Source organism: Pseudomonas sp. B21128 (genome assembly GCF_044218865.1).
GTDB classification, from domain to species: domain Bacteria; phylum Pseudomonadota; class Gammaproteobacteria; order Pseudomonadales; family Pseudomonadaceae; genus Aquipseudomonas; species Aquipseudomonas iridis.
In genome coordinates this window covers 52,029-74,957 of sequence record NZ_CP162591.1, presented here as the reverse complement: position 1 = coordinate 74,957, position 22,929 = coordinate 52,029, and the positions used below count along the sequence as shown (strand labels likewise).

General features: G+C 57.5%; 24 protein-coding genes and 2 pseudogenes. 14 read left to right on the top strand and 12 right to left on the bottom strand.

From position 1 onward, the window contains the following. The first annotated feature begins 2 nt into the window (after positions 1-2). Positions 3-554, top strand: a complete 552-nt coding sequence (locus AB4P91_RS27685) for a GNAT family N-acetyltransferase (protein ID WP_071667625.1) — start codon at positions 3-5, stop codon at positions 552-554. After that, on the top strand, positions 551-1,510 hold the full coding sequence (locus AB4P91_RS27680; protein ID WP_047741493.1) for a tyrosine-type recombinase/integrase: 960 nt from the start codon (positions 551-553) through the stop codon (positions 1,508-1,510). Before AB4P91_RS27685 ends, AB4P91_RS27680 begins: the two co-directional genes overlap by 4 nt. A gap of 14 nt (positions 1,511-1,524) precedes the next feature. Here the strand turns inward: AB4P91_RS27680 and AB4P91_RS27675 are convergent, their stop codons facing one another. Further along, complete coding sequence (locus AB4P91_RS27675; RefSeq protein ID WP_047741491.1) at positions 1,525-1,821, bottom strand: hypothetical protein; 297 nt, start codon at positions 1,819-1,821, stop codon at positions 1,525-1,527. Between the two features lie 32 nt (positions 1,822-1,853). Further along, entirely contained in the window at positions 1,854-2,033 is a 180-nt protein-coding gene (locus tag AB4P91_RS27670; protein WP_217648984.1) for a hypothetical protein, read from the bottom strand. A 724-nt stretch (positions 2,034-2,757) separates the two neighbouring features. On the opposite strand from AB4P91_RS27670, the gene AB4P91_RS27665 reads away from it, so the two are divergent. The 4 genes from AB4P91_RS27665 (at position 2,758) to AB4P91_RS27650 (ending at position 5,511) form a co-directional block, all read left to right on the top strand. Further along, positions 2,758-3,372, top strand: coding sequence for a recombinase family protein (locus tag AB4P91_RS27665; RefSeq protein WP_000904906.1), 615 nt, complete (start codon positions 2,758-2,760; stop codon positions 3,370-3,372). 65 nt (positions 3,373-3,437) lie between these two features. Then, complete coding sequence (gene aph(3'')-Ib, locus AB4P91_RS27660) at positions 3,438-4,241, top strand: aminoglycoside O-phosphotransferase APH(3'')-Ib (protein ID WP_001082319.1); 804 nt, start codon at positions 3,438-3,440, stop codon at positions 4,239-4,241. After that, a complete protein-coding gene (locus AB4P91_RS27655; RefSeq protein WP_000480968.1) occupies positions 4,241-5,077 on the top strand; it encodes an aminoglycoside O-phosphotransferase APH(6)-Id in 837 nt (278 codons plus the stop codon). Before aph(3'')-Ib ends, AB4P91_RS27655 begins: the two co-directional genes overlap by 1 nt. Before the next feature lie 161 nt (positions 5,078-5,238). Beyond that, positions 5,239-5,511, top strand: coding sequence for a hypothetical protein (locus AB4P91_RS27650; protein WP_208536440.1), 273 nt, complete (start codon positions 5,239-5,241; stop codon positions 5,509-5,511). Positions 5,512-5,526: 15 nt separating this feature from the next. On the opposite strand, the gene tet(Y) is transcribed toward AB4P91_RS27650, so the two are convergent. The 3 genes and pseudogenes from tet(Y) to traJ all read right to left on the bottom strand — a co-directional run bounded on the left by tet(Y) (position 5,527) and on the right by traJ (position 7,975). Continuing rightward, on the bottom strand, positions 5,527-6,702 hold the full coding sequence (tet(Y), locus tag AB4P91_RS27645; protein ID WP_011931119.1) for a tetracycline efflux MFS transporter Tet(Y): 1,176 nt from the start codon (positions 6,700-6,702) through the stop codon (positions 5,527-5,529). A 26-nt stretch (positions 6,703-6,728) separates the two neighbouring features. After that, positions 6,729-7,604: pseudogene (gene traI / locus AB4P91_RS27640) on the bottom strand (TraI/MobA(P) family conjugative relaxase); the annotation flags it as partial. Then, complete coding sequence (gene traJ / locus AB4P91_RS27635; protein WP_033472343.1) at positions 7,601-7,975, bottom strand: conjugal transfer transcriptional regulator TraJ; 375 nt, start codon at positions 7,973-7,975, stop codon at positions 7,601-7,603. The gene traJ and the pseudogene traI, both read right to left, overlap by 4 nt. Positions 7,976-8,304: 329 nt before the next feature. Here traJ and AB4P91_RS27630 point away from each other — a divergent pair, with 329 nt between their 5' ends. The 6 genes from AB4P91_RS27630 to AB4P91_RS27605 all read left to right on the top strand — a co-directional run bounded on the left by AB4P91_RS27630 (position 8,305) and on the right by AB4P91_RS27605 (position 14,719). Next, positions 8,305-8,697: a TraK family protein gene (locus AB4P91_RS27630; RefSeq protein WP_052928019.1), complete on the top strand. Its 393-nt coding sequence runs from the start codon at positions 8,305-8,307 to the stop codon at positions 8,695-8,697. Positions 8,698-8,941: 244 nt separating this feature from the next. Further along, positions 8,942-10,435 carry an IS91-like element ISVsa3 family transposase gene (locus AB4P91_RS27625; RefSeq protein WP_395605014.1) on the top strand — a complete coding sequence of 498 codons (1,494 nt, stop codon included), beginning with the start codon at positions 8,942-8,944 and terminating at the stop codon, positions 10,433-10,435. Between the two features lie 30 nt (positions 10,436-10,465). Further along, positions 10,466-11,350: a DUF3363 domain-containing protein gene (locus AB4P91_RS27620; protein WP_001447541.1), complete on the top strand. Its 885-nt coding sequence runs from the start codon at positions 10,466-10,468 to the stop codon at positions 11,348-11,350. Between the two features lie 216 nt (positions 11,351-11,566). Further along, on the top strand, positions 11,567-12,781 hold the full coding sequence (gene floR, locus AB4P91_RS27615; protein ID WP_066679304.1) for a chloramphenicol/florfenicol efflux MFS transporter FloR: 1,215 nt from the start codon (positions 11,567-11,569) through the stop codon (positions 12,779-12,781). A gap of 27 nt (positions 12,782-12,808) precedes the next feature. Beyond that, positions 12,809-13,114, top strand: coding sequence for a LysR family transcriptional regulator (locus AB4P91_RS27610; protein WP_001255015.1), 306 nt, complete (start codon positions 12,809-12,811; stop codon positions 13,112-13,114). A gap of 111 nt (positions 13,115-13,225) precedes the next feature. Further along, positions 13,226-14,719: an IS91-like element ISVsa3 family transposase gene (locus tag AB4P91_RS27605; RefSeq protein ID WP_001120888.1), complete on the top strand. Its 1,494-nt coding sequence runs from the start codon at positions 13,226-13,228 to the stop codon at positions 14,717-14,719. 235 nt (positions 14,720-14,954) lie between these two features. Here AB4P91_RS27605 and glmM read toward each other — a convergent pair. From glmM to AB4P91_RS27570, 7 genes and pseudogenes are all read right to left on the bottom strand, one after another. Then, a pseudogene (glmM, locus tag AB4P91_RS27600) lies at positions 14,955-15,197 on the bottom strand (phosphoglucosamine mutase); the annotation flags it as partial. Between the two features lie 86 nt (positions 15,198-15,283). Further along, on the bottom strand, positions 15,284-16,099 hold the full coding sequence (gene sul2, locus AB4P91_RS27595) for a sulfonamide-resistant dihydropteroate synthase Sul2 (RefSeq protein ID WP_001043260.1): 816 nt from the start codon (positions 16,097-16,099) through the stop codon (positions 15,284-15,286). Between the two features lie 187 nt (positions 16,100-16,286). Next, positions 16,287-16,469 (bottom strand): hypothetical protein, encoded by a 183-nt coding sequence (locus tag AB4P91_RS27590; RefSeq protein WP_036423142.1) that lies wholly within the window; start codon positions 16,467-16,469, stop codon positions 16,287-16,289. A gap of 278 nt (positions 16,470-16,747) precedes the next feature. Next, complete coding sequence (locus AB4P91_RS27585; RefSeq protein WP_036425703.1) at positions 16,748-17,086, bottom strand: hypothetical protein; 339 nt, start codon at positions 17,084-17,086, stop codon at positions 16,748-16,750. Between the two features lie 23 nt (positions 17,087-17,109). Continuing rightward, positions 17,110-18,393, bottom strand: coding sequence for a hypothetical protein (locus tag AB4P91_RS27580; RefSeq protein ID WP_395593829.1), 1,284 nt, complete (start codon positions 18,391-18,393; stop codon positions 17,110-17,112). Positions 18,394-18,428: 35 nt separating this feature from the next. Beyond that, positions 18,429-21,458 (bottom strand): Tn3 family transposase, encoded by a 3,030-nt coding sequence (locus AB4P91_RS27575; RefSeq protein ID WP_010799689.1) that lies wholly within the window; start codon positions 21,456-21,458, stop codon positions 18,429-18,431. Beyond that, a complete protein-coding gene (locus AB4P91_RS27570) occupies positions 21,442-22,044 on the bottom strand; it encodes a recombinase family protein (RefSeq protein ID WP_010465829.1) in 603 nt (200 codons plus the stop codon). Before AB4P91_RS27570 ends, AB4P91_RS27575 begins: the two co-directional genes overlap by 17 nt. Positions 22,045-22,235: 191 nt before the next feature. Between AB4P91_RS27570 and AB4P91_RS27565 the strand changes: the two genes are divergently transcribed. Next, positions 22,236-22,613, top strand: coding sequence for a type II toxin-antitoxin system RelE/ParE family toxin (locus AB4P91_RS27565; protein ID WP_003151133.1), 378 nt, complete (start codon positions 22,236-22,238; stop codon positions 22,611-22,613). Then, entirely contained in the window at positions 22,594-22,929 is a 336-nt protein-coding gene (locus tag AB4P91_RS27560; protein WP_001172026.1) for a helix-turn-helix domain-containing protein, read from the top strand. The genes AB4P91_RS27565 and AB4P91_RS27560 overlap by 20 nt, the downstream gene beginning before the upstream one ends.

Below are 22,929 nucleotides of genomic sequence, written 5' to 3'. Positions count from 1 at the left end.
GCATGGCACTTTTTGACCCCATCCGCGACTATTTCCATAGACGCCAAGCCAAAATTCTGAATGAACAAGCCTCCCGCGTTCACCTGGTGAATCGACGGCAGGAATCCCATCGCGGCAACTTTGTTTTTCCCGGTACCGACTTTGTGGATGACATCGAGGTCGGTGGCCAGCGCGTCGGATATGTCAGCTACGGCATCAATCCGCTGGATGACCGCGTGTACATCAACAAGATTGACATCGAGCTGCAACATCAGCGCCAAGGGTTTGGCTTGGGGGTGCTTTGGTGCCTTTGGCTTAAGCACCAGGTGCCCATCGTGCCGCTTTACCAGTACGGCGCCTCTAACGGATTCTGGAGCCTGGCTCGTCAGCGGTTCTTGGCAGCCGGTGCGCTGATAGAAGATCAACTGCGCACTGACACTGAGCTTGATGCCGCCAAACAGCGCTGGCAGCATCTGGTGCCCGAGCTGGCACACGAGCGGCAGATCCGCGAGATGATGGCCTCGCCGGATTGGCCCGAGATCGAGGCTGGGTTCATAGCGAGGCAGAAGTTATGAGCGAGCTCGTCAGTTCGGGCGGCGCCGGTGGACGTCGACTAACTTCCGCTGAGTTCCAGCAGTTGGCCAGTGTGCCAGCTGCAGTCGAGTGGTTTGCCAATATCGACAACCCACGTACCCGACGTGCCTATCAGAATGACCTGGAAGACTTCTGCAGCTTTGTCGGCCTCACCGGCGCCGATGAGTTCCGTGCTGTTACTCGCGCACATGTACTGGCATGGCGTGCCCAGCTGGAAACTCGGGGCCTGGCCGGGGCCACGATCCGGCGCAAACTGGCCGCGCTGGCCAGCCTGTTCGATCATCTCCTGGAGAACAATGCCGTTGCCGGTGGGAACCCTGTGCATGGGGTCAAGCGACCCAAGATCGAAACCAACGAAGGGAAAACGCCGGCACTCGGTGACGACCAGGCTAAAAGGTTGCTGGACGCTCCTGATACAGAAACCGTGAAGGGAGTGAGGGATCGGGCGATCCTGGCTGTATTGCTGTACCACGGGCTTCGACGGGAAGAGGCGGCAAGACTGACAACGAGTGACCTGGTGGAGCGCCGAGGCATAAAGCATCTTCGGGTGCATGGGAAGGGGAAGAAAATTCGCTTCCTCCCACTCCACCCAGTTGCTGCTGAGCGGATCTATGCGTACCTGGAGCTCGACAGTGCCCGAGATACATCATCGGGACCGCTATTCCGTTCCGTCCGGGGCAAAACCACCGGTGCTGGAGTTACAGCGAATGGGCTTTATACGGTGGTGGCGTATTGGGCGCGTGTTGCTGGCATCGAGGTCGACGGCCTGGGCGTGCATGGGTTGCGCGCTACGGCCGCGACAAACGCCCTGGACCATGATGCTGACATCGCGAAGGTTCAGATGTGGCTGGGTCACGCGAACATCAGCACAACGCGACTGTATGATCGGCGCGGCCAGCGGCCGGAGGATTCACCTACGTATAAGGTTAAGTATTGAGTACGAACTCATAGTCAAGCCGGGAGGCTGACAAAAACTGGGAAGTTAACCGCCGAAGCGCAAACTTCAGCACTTTCGTCGCAATCCCAGCAACCGCGATCATCGTCCCATGCGACAGGACTAATACACCCTGCAGTTTCCATTTCTACTTCACCAGCTTCGTTCAATGTCACGGCATAGACTTCACCATCTTCGAGGAAGATGGCCCCGCCGTCAGGCAGACGTAGCGCCTTGCCCGGTTGGCTATGGAGCACGGCGGTGTAAGCCGAATACATCGCATCAAAGGTCAGATGTTTAGGTGATAGGTTCATAGCTTTTTTCCTTGGTCAGCTTGTCACTGTTACTACCTAATTTCTGAGAGCACCTTGCGGGCAGTATCAGTTGCGTCCAATCCCTTTACCCAAGATTGCTGTATGTGAAAGGTCTGGGCTTCCACCACGCCTGATGCGTCTGAATAGCTGATCTCCATTGATTCAGCGAGCTGCTGGACAACAGCCGTTTCCCATTCGGAATAATTATTCATCGCCTTCTCCATCTTTGAACACACCTTCGCTGCAATCGTCGAGAAGGACCGGCGACTATCAATCCCGGCCCTGCCCTTGCTGTATGTGGTTAAGAAGCTGGCTGCTTGTCACAGGCCCAACTGCCGAGCGCCCAGTTGGTGTTCGCTCCGTCAGGTACCACTGCCAGCTCAAGCGAGCAGACAGCTTGCCCTGGGGCTTTGGTAGTTGCTGTAGCTGTGTACAAATCCTGCTTGGTGATTGTCACGTCTACTACAGAAGCATCGACACCGTAGAACTGGGAAGCGAAGGAGGCAGCGGTCGACGCTGGCGTGCTCTCGTTTGGAGCTTGTGCATGAGCAGCTTGCGCGGTAGCTGTAACGACCTGCAAACGAAAACGTTCCGACCTGCAATCAGCGCCGTTTTCGACCAGGATTAACTGCGACTGTCCGGCCCGGCAAACCAGCGTTAGCTGCGAATGAACCTGCATTGATCCACACCGACCTGCATTCCATCGTCGCCAACCAGCATTAACTGCAAGTCAGAGGATCTTGTGGGTAGGGATCACAGGTTTCGACGCAGACTTAATGCCATGTTTACCAACGAGCGGATTCCCCGGAATTTTTGTCACATTATGAGCTTGATGAATCCTTTGCATGTCTTAAATTAAATAACGGGTTAAGTGACAATTTTTGACGGCCAGAGCTTTCCGACTCAAACTGTCACATAATCGAACGTTTGTGATACATGCTGATCGGATATGCCCGCGTCTCCAAAGCCGATGGCTCGCAGTCTCTCGACCTGCAGCACGACGCCTTGCGCGCCGCAGGTGTCGAACGGGACAATATCTATGATGATCTTGCTTCCGGCGGTCGTGATGATCGCCCTGGCTTGACTGCCTGCCTCAAGTCATTGCGTGACGGCGATGTGCTGGTGGTCTGGAAGCTCGATCGCCTCGGACGATCGCTTGCCCATCTGGTCAACACGGTGAAGGAGCTGTCAGACCGCAAGATCGGCCTGCGGGTTCTGACTGGAAAGGGCGCTCAGATCGACACCACGACTGCGTCCGGTCGCATGGTGTTCGGAATCTTCGCCACCTTGGCCGAGTTCGAGCGGGATCTGATCCGAGAGCGCACCATGGCGGGTCTCGCCTCCGCGAGAGCGCGCGGTCGCAAGGGCGGACGAAAATTCGCGCTCACCAAAGCTCAGGTGCGTCTCGCGCAAGCCGCCATGGCCCAGCGCGATACTTCAGTTTCCGATCTCTGCAAGGAACTCGGCATCGAGCGCGTCACTCTCTACCGATATGTCGGTCCCAAAGGCGAGCTCAGAGACCATGGAAAGCATGTTCTCGGACTTACGTAGCAACTCGTTTCTTTTCGCAGGTTGAGCCACCTCCGCGCTTCATCAGAAAACTGAAGGAACCTCCATTGAATCGAACTAATATTTTTTTTGGTGAATCGCATTCTGACTGGTTGCCTGTCAGAGGCGGAGAATCTGGTGATTTTGTTTTTCGACGTGGTGACGGGCATGCCTTCGCGAAAATCGCACCTGCTTCCCGCCGCGGTGAGCTCGCTGGAGAGCGTGACCGCCTCATTTGGCTCAAAGGTCGAGGTGTGGCTTGCCCCGAGGTGATCAACTGGCAGGAGGAACAGGAGGGTGCATGCTTGGTGATAACGGCAATTCCGGGAGTACCGGCGGCTGATCTGTCTGGAGCGGATTTGCTCAAAGCGTGGCCGTCAATGGGGCAGCAACTTGGCGCTGTTCACAGCCTATCGGTTGATCAATGTCCGTTTGAGCGCAGGCTGTCGCGAATGTTCGGACGCGCCGTTGATGTGGTGTCCCGCAATGCCGTCAATCCCGACTTCTTACCGGACGAGGACAAGAGTACGCCGCAGCTCGATCTTTTGGCTCGTGTCGAACGAGAGCTACCGGTGCGGCTCGACCAAGAGCGCACCGATATGGTTGTTTGCCATGGTGATCCCTGCATGCCGAACTTCATGGTGGACCCTAAAACTCTTCAATGCACGGGTCTGATCGACCTTGGGCGGCTCGGAACAGCAGATCGCTATGCCGATTTGGCACTCATGATTGCTAACGCCGAAGAGAACTGGGCAGCGCCAGATGAAGCAGAGCGCGCCTTCGCTGTCCTATTCAATGTATTGGGGATCGAAGCCCCCGACCGCGAACGCCTTGCCTTCTATCTGCGATTGGACCCTCTGACTTGGGGTTGATGTTCATGCCGCCTGTTTTTCCTGCTCATTGGCACGTTTCGCAACCTGTTCTCATTGCGGACACCTTTTCCAGCCTCGTTTGGAAAGTTTCATTGCCAGACGGGACTCCTGCAATCGTCAAGGGATTGAAACCTATAGAAGACATTGCTGATGAACTGCGCGGGGCCGACTATCTGGTATGGCGCAATGGGAGGGGAGCAGTCCGGTTGCTCGGTCGTGAGAACAATCTGATGTTGCTCGAATATGCCGGGGAGCGAATGCTCTCTCACATCGTTGCCGAGCACGGCGACTACCAGGCGACCGAAATTGCAGCGGAACTAATGGCGAAGCTGTATGCCGCATCTGAGGAACCCCTGCCTTCTGCCCTTCTCCCGATCCGGGATCGCTTTGCAGCTTTGTTTCAGCGGGCGCGCGATGATCAAAACGCAGGTTGTCAAACTGACTACGTCCACGCGGCGATTATAGCCGATCAAATGATGAGCAATGCCTCGGAACTGCGTGGGCTACATGGCGATCTGCATCATGAAAACATCATGTTCTCCAGTCGCGGCTGGCTGGTGATAGATCCCGTCGGTCTGGTCGGTGAAGTGGGCTTTGGCGCCGCCAATATGTTCTACGATCCGGCTGACAGAGACGACCTTTGTCTCGATCCTAGACGCATTGCACAGATGGCGGACGCATTCTCTCGTGCGCTGGACGTCGATCCGCGTCGCCTGCTCGACCAGGCGTACGCTTATGGGTGCCTTTCCGCAGCTTGGAACGCGGATGGAGAAGAGGAGCAACGCGATCTAGCTATCGCGGCCGCGATCAAGCAGGTGCGACAGACGTCATACTAGATATCAAGCGACTTCTCCTATCCCCTGGGAACACATCAATCTTACCGGAGAATATCGTTGGCCAAAGCCTTAGCGTAGGATTTCGCCCTCTCCCGCAAACGACCCCATGTGGGCGGTAAAATCAGCTATGTCCGTATTCCCTCACCTGAAGACTTCTGGTGATGAAAATGGCATCCCCACCCGGAAACTGGAAAACCCGCTATAAAGCCAGTGATCTTGCAGACCATCAAAGATTAGAAATGACCTGCAAGAAATGTAACCGCCTTGTTTATATCAATAAGGCAATGATCAGCTCAATTCGAGGACACGAGCAATTATATTTGGACGAAGTTGAACGACGCGCACGCTGCAAAGCTCAAAATTGCCGTGGCACCATGCGCATGGCAATGGTGCGTCTTGATGAACTCAGCGGTTTTATTGGCGGGATTGCTTGATCTCCCGCCAAGATTTTAAGATCGCAATAAACTGGCTGACTGGCGCAATAATGGTATAGCAATAAGATAAAGGCTTGCTGCGACGAGCCAAACCCAACCATCCCACTGCCCCGCGGTTAAGCCATAAAGCGTCGTAAATCCGACCGGCCCGATAATCGAGGTTATATTCGTCAACCCCGTTAAAGTTCCCTGTAAAGCACCTTGTTTTTCATCGCAAACAAGACCTGAAATAATGGCCTGCAAAGCAGGCATACCAATGCCGCCTGTGGCCAGCATAAAAATTGCCGGCAGAACCATCCAGCTTTGCGTGATAAAAGCCAGCAATAAAAACCCGCACATATCAGCGCCCATTCCAAGCAGCAACACACCGCGGTCACCCAGTCGCTTTGAAAGAGTGCCGGTTAAAACAGCTTGTACGAATGTATGTGCTGCACCAAAAACGGCCAGCGACACACCTGCTGTGCCAATATCCCAATTCAAGCGCTGTTCGCCATAAATCACCCACAAAGCGGCGGGCGCCTGCCCAATCAGCTGCATAAGAAAAAACAACGCAAAAAAGCTGGCAAGTCCCTGAACTGCAAAATTGAAGCGAAAGCCTTCAAACAAATTGATTTTGGCTGGCTGTCCTTCAGGCGGTTGTGACGGCGTTTTGGGCAACAAGAAAGCCACCAAACAAAAGGCAATTGCATTGAGAAGAGCCCCTGCCACAAAGGGCGCATGCACAGATATATCACCAAGAACACCGCCAATAGCAGGCCCTGCAATCATACCTGCACCAAAACACGCCCCCATAAAACCAAACCAACGCGCACGTTCTTCCTGTTTAGTTGTATCAGCGATAATTGATGCCGCGATTGCACCAGTTGCTCCGGTAACACCTGAGATAATCCGGCCGATATAAAGCACCCATAAAACAGGCGCTGCCGCCATTATGCTATAATCAATCGTGGCACCTAAAAATGAAACCAGCAAAATAATCCGCCGTCCATAGCGGTCAGATAACCGCCCTAAAACGGGCGCGCAAAAGACCTGCATAAACGCATAAAGCGATAAAAAAACACCATAGTGAAATGCTGTTTGCTCTGCCGGTACAAATTCATTTAATAAAGCCGGAACCACCGGCATGATTAATCCCAAACCAATCGCATCAAGCGCGACAACAATGAGTGCGGTTATAAGTGATTTTGACATAGATGTGACTTTTATTTATCATTGATAAGTTGGCGATAAAAAACTTTGTACCTGGCATAAAGCTCGGTGGTGTCAGCGCGTGACCGTACCGGCTTCTTTTGATACTGCCGCCTGGGCGGCTTCTCCTGCTGATCCGGTGACGCCTCAAAGGCTCCCAGCCGCTTTTCCAGGGCAGGCTTGGACAGATCGCGGGACAGGGTGCTGGGCTTGACCATCGTGCCGTCATCGGCCCGGATCACCAACCCGTTACCCCTTGGCGTAATCTCCAGGCCGTTATCACGCATGACCTGGTGCAGCTCCGTCCAGGACTGCGCGGCTTTAATGTCGTCCAGGCATTCGCGCTTGATCCAGCCCACCAGACTTTCCACGCCGGCATGGCGCTCCATGTCGGCGGCCCTCGATGCCGCCCCGCGCTGCTGCGGCCGGTGATTGTCTGCCTCCAGGCCATAGTCCCGTTCCAGCGTCTCGCACAAGTCGGCCAGCGCCAGGTGCGGATAGTACGGTTCGTGCATCGTGTGCCTGGTCGGGTGAATCTTGTTGATGGCAATGTGGATGTGCAGGTTGTCGGTGTCGTTATGCACGGCGCTGATACGCTGATGCTCACCAAACCCTAGCCCTTGGCAAATCCGTTCCTCTATCGCCTTCAAGGTGTCGGCATCGGGATTCTCGCCGGCGCGAAAACTGACAATCAGGTGATAGGTCTTATCGCCCTTGGCCCTGGTGTTCATGTGCTGGGTGGCCAGCACTTCGGTGATGGCATCGCGCACTGAATGCGCCTCGCAATTCGTGACCTGAACATGGCCCAGCCGGTGGTCTTTGCTCTGTGCGTCGGTGATGTATTTAGCCAGGTCGGCAAAGTCTGATTTGCCCAGGGAACGCATGGCAACATGCTTGGCAATCATGATGCTGCCCTGGGTCGCACAATAGATTCCATCAATCGGCTCATTTCGTCCTGGTTGGCCTCAATCCGGGCCAGCAGGCCCAAGACAGTTTCAGCGCTGAACCGGGCCGTTCGGGCATCGTCGGTCAGCCACAATTTCAGCAGACCACCGAGGCGGCCCAGGTCGCCATTGACCCGCACCAGCTCGCGCACGTTCTCGTAATCGGTCACGCCCTGGACGGCGTAACCCTGCCCCACGGCCAGCAAAAAAGCAGACGTACTCAAGCCAGCCGCTTGTGCGTTGGCCTCAATGGCGGCCCGCTCTTCCGGCAGGCAATACACCTTGATCGGCGTGCTGCTTTTTCTCGTTACCTTCTGCTCTGTCGCCTCCATCTTTGGCGTCCTCCTGGTTCTCTTATTCCGGCGTCCGCCGATGGCCCCGCAGGGCAGGATTCCCGTTGAGCGCCGCAGGTGCGAATAAGGGGAAGTGAAGAGGAACACCATGCTTGCATGGTGGGCCTACTTCACACATCCTGCCCGCTTCACCACCACTTTAACATCACTACCATTTACCGGCTATAACCCGTTTTATCGACAAACACAAGCCGATTCCACGCATAAGGCGTGCAATCTGGCTTTAGTCGCCTTACAATCGCTTTAATAGCGATAGAATCGGCATTAAATCGCGGATAAATCGACATATAAAAGGCGGTAGAATCGGCATGACTAAACGGCTTACAGAGCGCATTGCAGCGCAAATGCAGACCCAAAAGCCCACCCGTTCAGGACAGAATCGGGCGGCTTTCCTGGCCCAGCGCGACGACATAAAAGAGGCTTTGACCGATGGCTGGCCGGTAAAAGCCATCTGGAAAACGCTGCACGATGAAGGGAAAATCAGCTTCGGATATGATGCTTTTATCAGCTATGTGAACAGTCTGATTCGGTCGCCAGGCGAGCCTGAAAAGGCCACCGCAAGACCGCCGGCATCCTCCCAACCGGCCCCCAAGAAAGCCACCCCAGCGACACCCAAACCAGTACCATCAGCCAGCCATAAGCCGGGGGAGATTCCCAGCTTCAACTTCAACCCCAGCCCGAACAAAGCGGACTTGATTTGACGCCCCAAGGGGCGGATTGGACGCCAAGAGGGAAGGCATAGCCCGCCCCTCAAGTGTCAATGAACCCCTGGAAATCGACCCCGAAAACAGCCCCCTTCATAGAGGCGGCCTATTAACATTTGAGTGGGAGTGACGGGCACTGGCTGGCAATGTCTAGCAACGGCAGGCATTTCGGCTGAGGGTAAAAGAACTTTCCGCTAAGCGATAGACTGTATGTAAACACAGTATTGCAAGGACGCGGAACATGCCTCATGTGGCGGCCAGGACGGCCAGCCGGGATCGGGATACTGGTCGTTACCAGAGCCACCGACCCGAGCAAACCCTTCTCTATCAGATCGTTGACGAGTATTACCCGGCATTCGCTGCGCTTATGGCAGAGCAGGGAAAGGAATTGCCGGGCTATGTGCAACGGGAATTTGAAGAATTTCTCCAATGCGGGCGGCTGGAGCATGGCTTTCTACGGGTTCGCTGCGAGTCTTGCCACGCCGAGCACCTGGTCGCTTTCAGCTGTAAGCGTCGCGGTTTCTGCCCGAGCTGTGGGGCGCGGCGGATGGCCGAAAGTGCCGCCTTGCTGGTTGATGAAGTACTGCCTGAACAACCCATGCGTCAGTGGGTGTTGAGCTTCCCGTTTCAGCTGCGTTTCCTGTTTGCCAGCCGGCCCGAGATCATGGGGTGGGTGCTGGGCATCGTTTACCGCGTCATTGCCACGCACCTGGTCAAGAAAGCGGGCCATACCCACCAAGTGGCCAAGACGGGCGCGGTCACCCTGATCCAGCGTTTTGGATCGGCGCTCAATCTGAATGTTCACTTCCACATGCTGTTTCTCGACGGTGTGTATGTCGAGCAATCCCACGGCTCAGCGCGTTTCCGCTGGGTCAAGGCGCCGACCAGCCCAGAGCTCACCCAGCTGACGCACACCATCGCCCACCGGGTGGGTCGCTATCTGGAACGGCAAGGCCTGCTGGAACGGGATGTCGAAAACAGCTATCTGGCCTCGGATGCGGTGGATGACGACCCGATGACACCCCTGCTGGGGCACTCGATCACTTACCGTATCGCTGTCGGTTCACAGGCGGGGCGAAAGGTGTTCACTTTGCAAACTCTGCCGACCAGTGGTGATCCGTTCGGTGACGGGATTGGCAAGGTAGCCGGGTCCAGCCTGCACGCCGGCGTGGCGGCCAGGGCCGATGAACGCAAGAAGCTCGAACGGCTGTGCCGGTACATCAGCCGCCCGGCGGTATCCGAGAAGCGGCTGTCGTTAACACGAGGCGGCAACGTGCGCTACCAGCTCAAGACGCCGTACCGGGACGGCACCACGCACGTCATTTTCGAACCATTGGATTTCATTGCAAGGCTGGCCGCCCTGGTACCGAAGCCCAGAGTCAACCTAACCCGCTTCCACGGGGTGTTCGCACCCAACAGTCGGCACCGGGCGTTGGTCACGCCGGCAAAACGGGGCAGGGGCAACAAGGTCAGGGTGGCTGATGAACCGGCAACACCAGCACAACGGCGAGCGTCGATGACATGGGCGCAACGGCTCAAGCGTGTTTTCAATATCGACATCGAGACCTGCAGCGGCTGCGGCGGCGCCATGAAAGTCATCGCCTGCATTGAAGACCCTATAGTGATCAAGCAGATCCTTGATCACCTGAAGCACAAAGCCGAAACCAGCGGGACCAGGGCGTTACCCGAAAGCCGGTCGCCACCGGCTGAGCTGCTCCTGGGTCTGTTTGACTGACGAGCCTGAAGGCCAACGATACCAATCAAAATGCTGCGTTCACAGCGCCGCGGCAGGGATCCGCCGTGCTGGTTGTCGGAAAAGGAGCCGCTAGTGGGAAAGAGGAGGGTAAATTTTCAGCGTTGCTGGCTCCCCGTCAGCCGGATTGGGTTGCATCGCAGGGGTGTCGAAAGAGTCAACTGCGGTCCAAAGCTGTTGGACTTGGGTGAAAAGGGCGTTTATTCTTCCTATACGTGCCGCGTTCCAGGCGGCGACTATGAGGGCTATGTCGATGCCCATGTGCGCCGGCTGGAGGCGCTACGCCGGGCCGGTATCGTCGAGCGGATCGACGCCGACCAATGGCGCATCCCCGATGATCTGGTCAGCCGTGCCGCCGCCCATGACGCCGGCCGAGACAGTCAGGCCAGCGTTCGCGTCCTTTCCCCGGTCGATCTGAACAAACAGATCGGATCGGACGGCGCGACCTGGCTGGACCGGCGGCTGATCCACGGCGAGACGGCCGACCTTGCGCCAACCGGCTTCGGGCAACAAGTCCGCGAAGCCATGGACCAGCGCCGCGAGCACCATATCGAACAGGGCGACGCCACCCGCAGCCGGGACAGCCGCGTCTTCTACCGGCGCAACCTTCTCGCCATCCTGCGGGAGCGCGAGGTAGCCGGCGTCGGATCGGATATGGCTTTGAGTAAGGGCCTGCCGTTCCGCGCCGCCACGGACGGCGAGAGCGTCAGCGGCAAGTTTACCGGAACCGTGCATCTATCGAGCGGCAAGTTCGCCGTGGTCGAGAAATCCCATGAGTTCACCCTTGTCCCGTGGCGGCCGATCATCGACCGCCAACTCGGCCGCGAGGTTATGGGCATCGTGCAGGGCGGGTCGGTGTCGTGGCAGTTAGGGCGGCAGAGGGGGCTGGAACGCTGAGTGCGCCCATGCCGCATTGCGAAGCAAAAGATAATCGGATAAAATGTAGCAATTCATATTCGTAAGCGTGGAGTAATCAGATGGGAAATTCCAAGTCAGCAGACAAGTAAGCCGCAACAACCAGTATTGTTGTTGCGGCGCTCTGTAAGGCTAGTCTCATCTGATTGCTGACGAGCAGACGTCGCCCGGTATTCCTTAATCGAGGGTTGATTCGTCATGACCACCACACGCCCCGCGTGGGCCTATACGCTGCCGGCAGCACTGCTGCTGATGGCTCCTTTCGACATCCTCGCTTCACTGGCGATGGATATTTATCTCCCTGTCGTTCCAGCGATGCCCGGCATCCTGAACACGACGCCCGCTATGATCCAACTCACGTTGAGCCTCTATATGGTGATGCTCGGCGTGGGCCAGGTGATTTTTGGTCCGCTCTCAGACAGAATCGGGCGACGGCCAATTCTACTTGCGGGCGCAACGGCTTTCGTCATTGCGTCTCTGGGAGCAGCTTGGTCTTCAACTGCACCGGCCTTTGTCGCTTTCCGTCTACTTCAAGCAGTGGGCGCGTCGGCCATGCTGGTGGCGACGTTCGCGACGGTTCGCGACGTTTATGCCAACCGTCCTGAGGGTGTCGTCATCTACGGCCTTTTCAGTTCGATGCTGGCGTTCGTGCCTGCGCTCGGCCCTATCGCCGGAGCATTGATCGGCGAGTTCTTGGGATGGCAGGCGATATTCATTACTTTGGCTATACTGGCGATGCTCGCACTCCTAAATGCGGGTTTCAGGTGGCACGAAACCCGCCCTCTGGATCAAGTCAAGACGCGCCGATCTGTCTTGCCGATCTTCGCGAGTCCGGCTTTTTGGGTTTACACTGTCGGCTTTAGCGCCGGTATGGGCACCTTCTTCGTCTTCTTCTCGACGGCTCCCCGTGTGCTCATAGGCCAAGCGGAATATTCCGAGATCGGATTCAGCTTTGCCTTCGCCACTGTCGGGCTTGTAATGATCGTGACAACCCGTTTCGCGAAGTCCTTTGTCGCCAGATGGGGCATCGCAGGATGCGTGGCGCGTGGGATGGCGTTGCTTGTTTGCGGAGCGGTCCTGTTGGGGATCGGCGAACTTTACGGCTCGCCGTCATTCCTCACCTTCATCCTACCGATGTGGGTTGTCGCGGTCGGTATTGTCTTCACGGTGTCCGTTACCGCGAACGGCGCTTTGGCAGAGTTCGACGACATCGCGGGATCAGCGGTCGCGTTCTACTTCTGCGTTCAAAGCCTGATAGTCAGCATTGTCGGGACATTGGCGGTGGCACTTTTAAACGGTGACACAGCGTGGCCCGTGATCTGTTACGCCACGGCGATGGCGGTACTGGTTTCGTTGGGGCTGGTGCTCCTTCGGCTCCGTGGGGCTGCCACCGAGAAGTCGCCAGTCGTCTAACCGACGACTGGTAGCAGGCCCGCTCCGATGCGGCGCACTAACCATCGAAACCTCGTGAATGTCGGTATCCTGTCTGGCAGGATACCGCTCATTTCCCTTGTTCAGTTCATCGCCGTCGCCGAGCATCTGAATTTTCGGCATGCGGCCAAGGCACTTGGTATCAGCCAGTCGAGCGTCAGCGCGCGTGTGAAAGCGCTGGAGGATAACCTTGGTGTCCTGCTATTTGAGCGCCATGCGCGGGGCGTTCGGCTAACAGACGCAGGCAGGCACTTCATGGAGCGTGTCACGGCGGGTGTCGATCAACTCGATCACGCAGTGAAGACCGCGGAGTGACGGGCACTGGCTGGCAATGTCTAGCAACGGCAGGCATTTCGGCTGAGGGTAAAAGAACTTTCCGCTAAGCGATAGACTGTATGTAAACACAGTATTGCAAGGACGCGGAACATGCCTCATGTGGCGGCCAGGACGGCCAGCCGGGATCGGGATACTGGTCGTTACCAGAGCCACCGACCCGAGCAAACCCTTCTCTATCAGATCGTTGACGAGTATTACCCGGCATTCGCTGCGCTTATGGCAGAGCAGGGAAAGGAATTGCCGGGCTATGTGCAACGGGAATTTGAAGAATTTCTCCAATGCGGGCGGCTGGAGCATGGCTTTCTACGGGTTCGCTGCGAGTCTTGCCACGCCGAGCACCTGGTCGCTTTCAGCTGTAAGCGTCGCGGTTTCTGCCCGAGCTGTGGGGCGCGGCGGATGGCCGAAAGTGCCGCCTTGCTGGTTGATGAAGTACTGCCTGAACAACCCATGCGTCAGTGGGTGTTGAGCTTCCCGTTTCAGCTGCGTTTCCTGTTTGCCAGCCGGCCCGAGATCATGGGGTGGGTGCTGGGCATCGTTTACCGCGTCATTGCCACGCACCTGGTCAAGAAAGCGGGCCATACCCACCAAGTGGCCAAGACGGGCGCGGTCACCCTGATCCAGCGTTTTGGATCGGCGCTCAATCTGAATGTTCACTTCCACATGCTGTTTCTCGACGGTGTGTATGTCGAGCAATCCCACGGCTCAGCGCGTTTCCGCTGGGTCAAGGCGCCGACCAGCCCAGAGCTCACCCAGCTGACGCACACCATCGCCCACCGGGTGGGTCGCTATCTGGAACGGCAAGGCCTGCTGGAACGGGATGTCGAAAACAGCTATCTGGCCTCGGATGCGGTGGATGACGACCCGATGACACCCCTGCTGGGGCACTCGATCACTTACCGTATCGCTGTCGGTTCACAGGCGGGGCGAAAGGTGTTCACTTTGCAAACTCTGCCGACCAGTGGTGATCCGTTCGGTGACGGGATTGGCAAGGTAGCCGGGTCCAGCCTGCACGCCGGCGTGGCGGCCAGGGCCGATGAACGCAAGAAGCTCGAACGGCTGTGCCGGTACATCAGCCGCCCGGCGGTATCCGAGAAGCGGCTGTCGTTAACACGAGGCGGCAACGTGCGCTACCAGCTCAAGACGCCGTACCGGGACGGCACCACGCACGTCATTTTCGAACCATTGGATTTCATTGCAAGGCTGGCCGCCCTGGTACCGAAGCCCAGAGTCAACCTAACCCGCTTCCACGGGGTGTTCGCACCCAACAGTCGGCACCGGGCGTTGGTCACGCCGGCAAAACGGGGCAGGGGCAACAAGGTCAGGGTGGCTGATGAACCGGCAACACCAGCACAACGGCGAGCGTCGATGACATGGGCGCAACGGCTCAAGCGTGTTTTCAATATCGACATCGAGACCTGCAGCGGCTGCGGCGGCGCCATGAAAGTCATCGCCTGCATTGAAGACCCTATAGTGATCAAGCAGATCCTTGATCACCTGAAGCACAAAGCCGAAACCAGCGGGACCAGGGCGTTACCCGAAAGCCGGGCGCCACCGGCTGAGCTGCTCCTGGGTCTGTTTGACTGACGAGCCTGAAGGCCAACGATACCAATCAAAATGCTGCGTTCACAGCGCCGCGGCAGGGATCCGCCGTGCTGGTTGTCGGAAAAGGAGCCGCTAGTGGGAAAGAGGAGGGTAAATTTTCAGCGTTGCTGGCTCCCCGTCAGCCGGATTGGGTTGCATCGCAGGGGTGTCGAAAGAGTCAACTGCGGTCCAAAGCTGTTGGACTTGGGTGAAAAGGGCGTTTATTCTTCCTATACGTTGTCGGCAGCGGGCCAAAAAGGAATACGTCCATGCCCATCGAGGTGAAACCGGCTGTGAGCGCGGGTTCAAGCATATAGCCCGACAGGCGCGTATCCTTGCCGATCACGACACGATGGCGGTGGTCACCGCGACGAAAGACACGGCCAGCCGCCATGCCGACGCGCAAGGCGGTTTCCGCCGTCATCGCGCCTTCGTTGGCTTTGCCACGAATACCGTCTGTGCCGAAATATTTGCGCACCATAAGGTCGATTATCCTGTCGTCGGGTCGCCCTCAAAGGGGACATGCCTGCTGAACCGCGAATATAGAGAAATATCCCGAATGTGCAGTTAACGAATTCTTGCGGTTTCTTTCAGCGCCGCCAATACCGCCAGCCCGTCGCGCAAGGGGCGCGGCTCGTGTGTGCGGATGAAGTCAGCTCCACCTGCGGCGGCGGCAAGCTCTGCAGCGAGTGTCGCGGCCCCGACATCCCCCGGACCACGGCCTGTGAGCGCGCGCAGAAAGGATTTGCGCGAAACAGACAGAAGCACCGGCAAATCGAAGCGCAGCCGCAATTCATCGAACCGCGCCAGCACCGAGAGCGAGGTTTCGGGAGCAGCCCCCAGAAAAAACCCCATGCCGGGATCAAGGACAAGGCGGTTGCGTTTGATACCGGCACCCGTCAGCGCCGCGATGCGCGCGTCAAAGAACGCCGCAATGTGATCCATGATGTCGCCAGCGGGTGCCTCGCGCCGATCTGCCTGCCCGTCTTGCACCGAATGCATAACGACGAGTTTGGCAGATGATTTCGCCAATTGCGGATAGAACGCAGCGTCTGGAAAACCGCGAATATCATTGAGATAGGCCACACCACGCGACAAGGCATAGGCTTGCGTCGCGGGTTGATAACTGTCGAGCGAGACGGGAATGCCATCTGCCTTGAGCGCGTCCAGCACCGGCGCGATACGCGCGATTTCTGTGTCGGACGAAACAGGCGCGGCGTCGGGATTGCTGGATGCCGGACCGAGGTCGATCACATCTGCCCCCTCGGCCATCAGCTTACGCGCCTGCGCAATGGCTGCGTCTGGCGCCAGATACCGGCCTCCATCGGAGAAACTGTCCGAGGTTATGTTGACGATGCCGAAAATGATGAGCGATTTATTCATGGGGGCTTCTATAATAATAATAATCGAGCATGAGTCTCATACGGATGCTCGGGTCGAAAGGGAATCCCCAGGCGAGTAACCTGTTTGCGGTGATCCATTAGCTGCAGGAGCAGAAGAGCATACATCTGGAAGCAAAGCCAGGAAAGCGGCCTATGGAGCTGTGCGGCAGCGCTCAGTAGGCAATTTTTCAAAATATTGTTAAGCCTTTTCTGAGCATGGTATTTTTCATGGTATTACCAATTAGCAGGAAAATAAGCCATTGAATATAAAAGATAAAAATGTCTTGTTTACAATAGAGTGGGGTTAATGCCGTGCCTGCTGTGATATAGCTTGCTAGGGCGACACGTCGCCAGGTATTAACGCTGCTCATGCTTTGCGCCCTCCTGGTCAAGTAGTCCTAGCCGCTCTAGGCTTGTCCCGGTGTGCGCTCCGGCACTTAAAAGCTCGCTATGTTGCTGATACGCATAGTCGAGCATGTAGCCAGACCATGCGAGTACAGCCAGCGATAAGCCGAATGTAATGCAGTATTTCGATATACCAGCAGCCCGCTGGCCTTTATCATTATGAGTAGCCATGATTAACCTCTATGTCAGGTTCTTTGTGGTTAGGTGCAAGGGCAGGTTGCCGCCTGCCTTTGCACCGCTTTTTTTAGCGGCTAAAAACCCGCGATTGCTGCCGGTCTTGTGCCGCCTTCTCTCTAAAACGCTTTGCCATTTCCATCGCCTTTGCCTGCTTTACGCTGTCGCCTTTTTCGTTGTCACTGTTCAGCTCTTTAGCAAGGCTCTTTGATTGCTGGCTGGTTATCCCGTCAATCTCAACAGTCTGGCTGGAAAAATTGCTAAAGCCTGGGTCTTGCGCTGCAATTGCCGCAGCCTCTCCGTGTCGCTCTAATCGCTCCTGGTTCTTCTCTTGCCTGCGCTCCTGTGCCTGCTCGATTTTGTTTGTATAGCTTTTGGCTAATTCTTCGTTGGTCGGTTCAACTGTCATTGCTCATTCTCCTGGTGTTAAACCTAGCGGCTAAAGCCGCTACGTTCTCTGCCCTGGTTGCGGTCGCGGTGTGCTGCTTTCGGGTCGCGTGTGTACCTGTCAACAAGTTCGCGGTGCATCTTCTCCAGGGCAGCCGCTTGGCGCTCTTTCGGTAGGGCGTTGTACTGCTCAATCCGCCCGCGCATTTCTTCCGGTACTGCCAGCCAGGCGCTTGGGTTACGGTCGCTATATCCAGCAAACCCACCTTGTCGCCTGACGGCCAGCCCTTTGAATTTGTTAATTTCCATCTTGGCGTTTGCCTCGGCCAGCTTGCGGTCTTTCTCACTGACCTGGACAACTTCACCGCGCACCGGCTCGGCCTTAGCTTCGCTACCTGATTGCAGGCTGCTAAAGGCTTTCGTCTGGCCTTCCTGCAAGATAGCGGCAATGTGGTGTTTCGGGTCTTTACCGGCTGCCTGGTACTCTTTGGCGACTGCCAGCTGTGCCTGTGCTACATCGAGTGCAAGGCCGCCACCGGCTGCCTCGGCTCGCTCTACGCTGGCACGGAATCCGGCCAAATTGTCGGCCTGCGGCTGCTCCACTTTTTGCGCCTGCTGCTCGCCGCGCTCTTGTGCAACTTTCGCCCGGAACTTCTCGGCAATCTCCTGCGCTCGCTTGGCCTTTTCGTCCTCTGGCTGCTGCACTGGCTGCACCTGCTTCGGCTGCTGCTGTGGCTGCTCCTTTGGCTCAATAACGGGCTGCGGTTTTCCGGCAATGTCTTTTGTAGATATGCCCAGGGCATCCCGCACCTTACCGGCGATTTCTGCCGCCTTGGTGCGGCCACGGTTCAGCCAGCGTTGCAGTACATTTTCACCATCAAAACCGCGCCTGTCGGCAAAGTCTAATGTGCTCTCTTTGGGTCGTTCGCGGCCTAGAACTTTTACCAGGTTGCCAGCGGCCAGCTCGTTCGCTGATTTAACTTTCCAGGTGTTACGCTCGGCCAGCTGTCCGTCCGGTAGCGTTACGGTCTGGCTACCGCCATGCTCCAGGCTGATACGTTCGCCACGCTTCGCGCCGCTATCTTCAATCGCTCGCTGCAAGTCCACGCCCCAAATAGTGCGCTTCTCGCCCTTGTCGTTTTCAAGTGTTGCAAAGTAGCTTTGACGGTTGCCTGGCTGGTTCTCATAAGGTGCTGCACCATGCTCAACCAGTCGGCCCGCTCGCTTGTCTGCAAAGTCATCTGCACCGGCAAACAAGGTCGCTTCTTCGCGGTGGCGGGTCATGCCTACATAGGTCAGGCTTCTATCCATTCCTGGCGTTGCAAGCATATAGGGGTTGTACGCCGGAATCCCAGAAATTTCCGTCAGCCCAGCTCCAGTCCCGCCACGAGCGCATCCAGGTCGATGAACTTGCCGTCAGTCTGGAAGGTGTAATGCCCGTTCAGCAGGATGTGCCGCCAGGCCGCTGGCGACATCTGCGTGATCAACGCCAGCGCCTTGGCATTGCCAGCTGCCTCGTACTTCGTCAGCAGCAGGGACAGGATCGCCGAGTTGTAGAAGATGATCGCGTTGCCGATCAGCCTGGCGCACTGGTTGCTGATCTCGATTTCGATGTCGGTGCGGCCGGTCAATTCCTTCTTCCCACCGACTTGGGCGATGGTCGAGCGTAGCTGGTGATAGGACTCAATGCGGTTCTGCGAGCGGTGAACATTACGCTCCAGTTGCGGGTCGCGCAGGTAGCGCAGTGTGTAGATACTGCGGATGAGCTTGTCGAACTCGAAGATTGCGCGCCGCGTCGGGTTCGGCGCCGTATAGGTGCACAGCTTGCGGATCAGCGTGCCCTGCGTCATTTCCTTCAGGCCCAGTGTGGCGACGATTCGGTCGATGTTCGCCTTCTCACCGACGATGAGTTGCCGGTCGATCTGGCCAGCCGGCCGGATCAGGCATTTCTCGTACAATGCCAGATCATCGGCGCAATACAGCTCCTGCAACTGGTCGTCGAGGTCGGTGAAGCGCGGCTCGAAACGAAGTCCGAACCAGTGCAGGATGGCGAAGTTGGCCTTGTTGATGCTGTGCATGTCGCCGGTGATCGCGCTCGGCACGATGTCCGACGTGTTGCGGTACCAGATGTCGAACACGTGGTGAGCCTCGTACTCGTGTGCGCCTATCAGGTAGCCGTTCAACGGCACGTGATTGCACAGCAGCGTGTAGGCGACGACGCCCTTGCCGCGGCCGAAATATTTGCGCGAGTAGCGCGCCTTCACAGTTGGTCGCTCGACGCCGAATTTCTGCCCATCAACGGCACCGTACAACGAATCGAGGTCGAACGAGTAATGCGGGAAGATCGGCAGTGCGGCGATGGCGTTGCTGATGCAATCGTTGGCCACATGTAGCGTCGCCTGGCGCAGGTACTGCTGGTAGGTACTCTCCAGGACGTGGTACGGGATGTCGCTGGTACGTGCCATAACCTGGTTGCCGTGGTTCATGGCTTGGGCAATGATCACCGCCATCAGACTGTCGGCGTCGGCTACCTTCTTCGCATAGCGTGGCTGCAATGGTGTCAGCGCCGACAGGAACTGGCACTGGCCGTTGACGAAGCGAAACACGTCGGCGACATCGCAGTATGGCAGTTGCTCGTAGAGAGCTTGCTCGCGCGCCTTCTGGTTCTCCCCCTTGGGCTTGCGCCAGGTCAGTCTCTGCGTGTCCTTGTCGTATTCCAGGTGCGTCAGCTTGCCCTGTTTCAGCTCGCGATTGAACGCCACCCATTGCGCACGCAACTCGGCCGCCAGTGCATCGAGCTGGGCACTGACCGGCTGCCGCAGGAAGGGGATGTCCATCTGCGCGAGCACGGCGGCTTTCTCGTCCATCGAAACCAACTCGTCGGACAAATGCCGGTGCTGCAAGCTGTCGTCAATGTAGAGCTCGCCCGCCTGGAAGCGTTTCCTGACCTGACGGTAAAGCCAGAATTCGTAACGATCGGCATGCAGGCCTGTCGGCGTGCCTTCGGCATCGAACATCAGCAGGTACGGACGCAAGCGTTTCGGCAGCGTTGCCGCCGGACATTCGTCGAGTGGCCGTTGTGATAGGCGCTGCTGCTTGGCGAACACGCTCTTGGCCCAAGTCAGCGCCGCGAGCCATGGGTTATCGGGGGCCGTGCCGGCGAAGTCGAGCGCGACGTACAGCGGCCGTAGATGGCGTCGAATGCGTTCGGCCAGGCCGTCCACCGCCTGCCAGTGCAGCGCCAGTTTGTTCAGTGGCTTGACGCTCATGCGCTGCGCCGTGTTTTGCAGCAATTCCCTGGACATGATTTTGTAGGCGCGTTGGCGCACCTCGCCGAACGGCGTCGGATCGGCCACGCTGTCGTCCACGTACAGCGACAGCAGGCGGCCAACCTGCGGCGTTTCCTGATGGCGTCGCAGCTGTTCGGCGACAAAGGACTGTTTCGCACCCGTGCGGCTCTCGTCCTCAAGTTTTTTCATGTGGAAGGCCATCGCGTCGACCAGGTTGTCGGTGAGCTGCCGGTAACGTACCCAGGCATAGCACAGCAGGTAGAGCCGGGTCTGCTCCGCCTTCAGGTGGCGCAGGTCATGGACGGTATAGAAGTTCGCCAGGCTCGCGTAGTACAGCAGGTTCTGCTGCGAGATGCCGAGCTTGGGCAGCAGCGCCTTGGCGATCCCGTGCAAGGACTTCAGCGTGGCGCGCTTCTCGCGCTCCCCTGCCATCTGACGCCAGCCGAAATCTTTAGCGTCCTGCTTGAGCGCTGCCAGTTGAGACAGGGTGTCGTCACGCACCAGGAGCTGGCCCAGCGCAGCTTTGGCCGATTCGTCCAACACTTCTGCCAGCAAGCCGCCCAAGCGCCTGCGTTCGGTGGACAGGGCTTCACTGACCAGCTCTTGTAAGGTGGTGTGGCCGGGCCGGATGATTTTGTGCTCGCTGAGCCAAACGATCAGTTCGGCGGCCACGAATCCTGGCATTACGTCGCGCCGCACGATCTGTTCAGCCTGCTGTGCCAGTTGCGGCAGGAAGCTAGCCGCCCACGACCGGTAGCCGAACAGTTCGGCGATCTGACCCCTCTGGCTGTAGTGCTCATGCTTGGTGATCGCCTTGCGTTCGAACGCTTCGCCGTGGAAATAGCGACTCAGCACGAAGGCGCAATCGTCCTCGACCTCATGCCAATCGAAGCGGAAGAAAGCATGCTTGGCCTTGAAGTAGCCGATCTGCAAGACGCAATAGACTTGGGCCTGCAGGCTAGGCCGGCTGCTGGCGAACGCCAGTTCAGATTCGGTCAACGCCAGGTATTCCAGCCGCTGAGCATCGTCGAAGTCCGGTAGGCCGTACAAGGCTTCCTGCTCTGCGTCAGAAAAGACGGTGAGTAGCTTATTCTTGTTGCTCATCGACCGTCCTTCCCGCACCACGCCAACCTGCTCGCGTCAATGTTTCGATCAACGTAGTGCGCTTGACATTGAAGTTGCGGCACACCGCCGCCTTAGACATACCGCCATCGAGCGCGGCGACGATGGCGTCCAGCTTCTCACCAGTGATCGCCTGCGGCCGGCCGCCGATCCGGCCGCGTTTGCGTGCGGCGGCCAAGCCCGCGACGACGCGCTCCTGAATCAAGGCGCGCTCGTACTGCGCGAGCGCACCGAACACCTGGAACAGGAATTCGCCCGAGGGCGTCGTAGTGTCCAGGTTCTCTGTCAGCGAGCGGAACGCCACCCGCTTGTCCTTGAGCGAAGTCACAATGGCGAGCAGGTGCGACAGCGAGCGACCGAGCCGGTCGAGTTTCCACACCACCAGCACATCGCCGGCTCGAACGAACTCAAGCGCCCGCGCCAAGCCGGCACGGTCATCCTTCGCGCCAGAGGCACGATCCTCAAACAGGTGACGCGGATCGACGCCGGCGGCGAGCAGCGCGTCGCGCTGCAAGTCCGTGCTCTGGCGGTCGGAGTCCGACGACACGCGCATGTAGCCAACCAACATAGGCGGATAACCATCAAAAACAGGTTTCCGCATAATAGTGAATAGCGATAGAGTTTTCCGTACATTTTTGAGGGGGTGTTGCACAGGTAGCACAGCGGCGGCTGACAGCCTGTCGCAAAACAAATGTTTTACGACACCTCCTTGAGGTTGCCGCGTTTACATCATTACCTGAACAGGTATAAAATTCCGTCATGACAAACAAAGAAAAACCGCTCGAATGGATCGCGAGCAGCCACAAGGATTTGATGGCGTTGCCGTCCGACGTGCGTCGCCGTTTCGGTTACGCGCTCTCGTTGGCGCAGATAGGCGATCAGGATGACGCAGCAAAGGTGCTCAAGGGGTTCGGTGGTGCCGGCGTGCTGGAGGTCGTCGAAGACGATGCCGGCGGCACCTATCGAGCGGTATACACGGTCAAGTTTGCGGAAGCGGTGTTCGTCCTGCACTGCTTCCAGAAGAAGAGCAAGAGCGGAATCGCCACGCCAAAGGCCGACATGGACATCATCCGCGCTCGGCTGAAGGTGGCCGAGGTATTGGCACAGGAGCTACGAAATGCAAAAACGAATCATTGAAGGCGTCGAGGTTCAGCGCAGCTCGGGCAACGTCTTTGCCGACCTTGGACTGCCTGACGCTGAAAAGCTCAAGATCAAGACCGGCCTGGTGGTCGAGATCAGGAGGGCCATGCGCGCCCTTGGGCTGACTCAACAAGCGGCGGCCAAACGCATGGGCATCCCGCAACCGAAGGTGTCGGGCATGATGCGCGGCGACTTCACCAATCTATCCGAACGCAAGCTGATGGATTGTCTGAATCGCCTCGGCTACGACATCGAAATCAAGGTACGGCCAGCAGCCGAGCCGATCGGGCATCTAACGCTCGCAACCGCTTAA

Excerpts from the sequence above, each read along its gene's own strand:
- AB4P91_RS27560 (WP_001172026.1), top strand. The coding sequence starts at position 22,594 with ATGCAAAAACGAATCATTGAAGGCGTCGAGGTTCAGCGCAGCTCGGGC.
- AB4P91_RS27605 (WP_001120888.1), top strand. The coding sequence starts at position 13,226 with ATGCCTCATGTGGCGGCCAGGACGGCCAGCCGGGATCGGGATACTGGT.
- AB4P91_RS27675 (WP_047741491.1), bottom strand. The coding sequence starts at position 1,821 with ATGAACCTATCACCTAAACATCTGACCTTTGATGCGATGTATTCGGCT.
- AB4P91_RS27610 (WP_001255015.1), top strand. The coding sequence starts at position 12,809 with ATGCGGCGCACTAACCATCGAAACCTCGTGAATGTCGGTATCCTGTCT.
- AB4P91_RS27620 (WP_001447541.1), top strand. The coding sequence starts at position 10,466 with ATGCTGCGTTCACAGCGCCGCGGCAGGGATCCGCCGTGCTGGTTGTCG.
- AB4P91_RS27590 (WP_036423142.1), bottom strand. The coding sequence starts at position 16,469 with ATGAGCAGCGTTAATACCTGGCGACGTGTCGCCCTAGCAAGCTATATC.
- AB4P91_RS27685 (WP_071667625.1), top strand. The coding sequence starts at position 3 with ATGGCACTTTTTGACCCCATCCGCGACTATTTCCATAGACGCCAAGCC.
- AB4P91_RS27665 (WP_000904906.1), top strand. The coding sequence starts at position 2,758 with ATGCTGATCGGATATGCCCGCGTCTCCAAAGCCGATGGCTCGCAGTCT.
- AB4P91_RS27630 (WP_052928019.1), top strand. The coding sequence starts at position 8,305 with ATGACTAAACGGCTTACAGAGCGCATTGCAGCGCAAATGCAGACCCAA.
- floR (WP_066679304.1), top strand. The coding sequence starts at position 11,567 with ATGACCACCACACGCCCCGCGTGGGCCTATACGCTGCCGGCAGCACTG.
- AB4P91_RS27580 (WP_395593829.1), bottom strand. The coding sequence starts at position 18,393 with ATGCTTGCAACGCCAGGAATGGATAGAAGCCTGACCTATGTAGGCATG.
- AB4P91_RS27680 (WP_047741493.1), top strand. The coding sequence starts at position 551 with ATGAGCGAGCTCGTCAGTTCGGGCGGCGCCGGTGGACGTCGACTAACT.
- AB4P91_RS27565 (WP_003151133.1), top strand. The coding sequence starts at position 22,236 with ATGACAAACAAAGAAAAACCGCTCGAATGGATCGCGAGCAGCCACAAG.
- AB4P91_RS27670 (WP_217648984.1), bottom strand. The coding sequence starts at position 2,033 with ATGAATAATTATTCCGAATGGGAAACGGCTGTTGTCCAGCAGCTCGCT.
- AB4P91_RS27650 (WP_208536440.1), top strand. The coding sequence starts at position 5,239 with ATGAAAATGGCATCCCCACCCGGAAACTGGAAAACCCGCTATAAAGCC.
- AB4P91_RS27575 (WP_010799689.1), bottom strand. The coding sequence starts at position 21,458 with ATGAGCAACAAGAATAAGCTACTCACCGTCTTTTCTGACGCAGAGCAG.
- AB4P91_RS27625 (WP_395605014.1), top strand. The coding sequence starts at position 8,942 with ATGCCTCATGTGGCGGCCAGGACGGCCAGCCGGGATCGGGATACTGGT.
- AB4P91_RS27585 (WP_036425703.1), bottom strand. The coding sequence starts at position 17,086 with ATGACAGTTGAACCGACCAACGAAGAATTAGCCAAAAGCTATACAAAC.
- traJ (WP_033472343.1), bottom strand. The coding sequence starts at position 7,975 with ATGGAGGCGACAGAGCAGAAGGTAACGAGAAAAAGCAGCACGCCGATC.
- sul2 (WP_001043260.1), bottom strand. The coding sequence starts at position 16,099 with ATGAATAAATCGCTCATCATTTTCGGCATCGTCAACATAACCTCGGAC.
- AB4P91_RS27570 (WP_010465829.1), bottom strand. The coding sequence starts at position 22,044 with ATGTTGGTTGGCTACATGCGCGTGTCGTCGGACTCCGACCGCCAGAGC.
- AB4P91_RS27655 (WP_000480968.1), top strand. The coding sequence starts at position 4,241 with ATGTTCATGCCGCCTGTTTTTCCTGCTCATTGGCACGTTTCGCAACCT.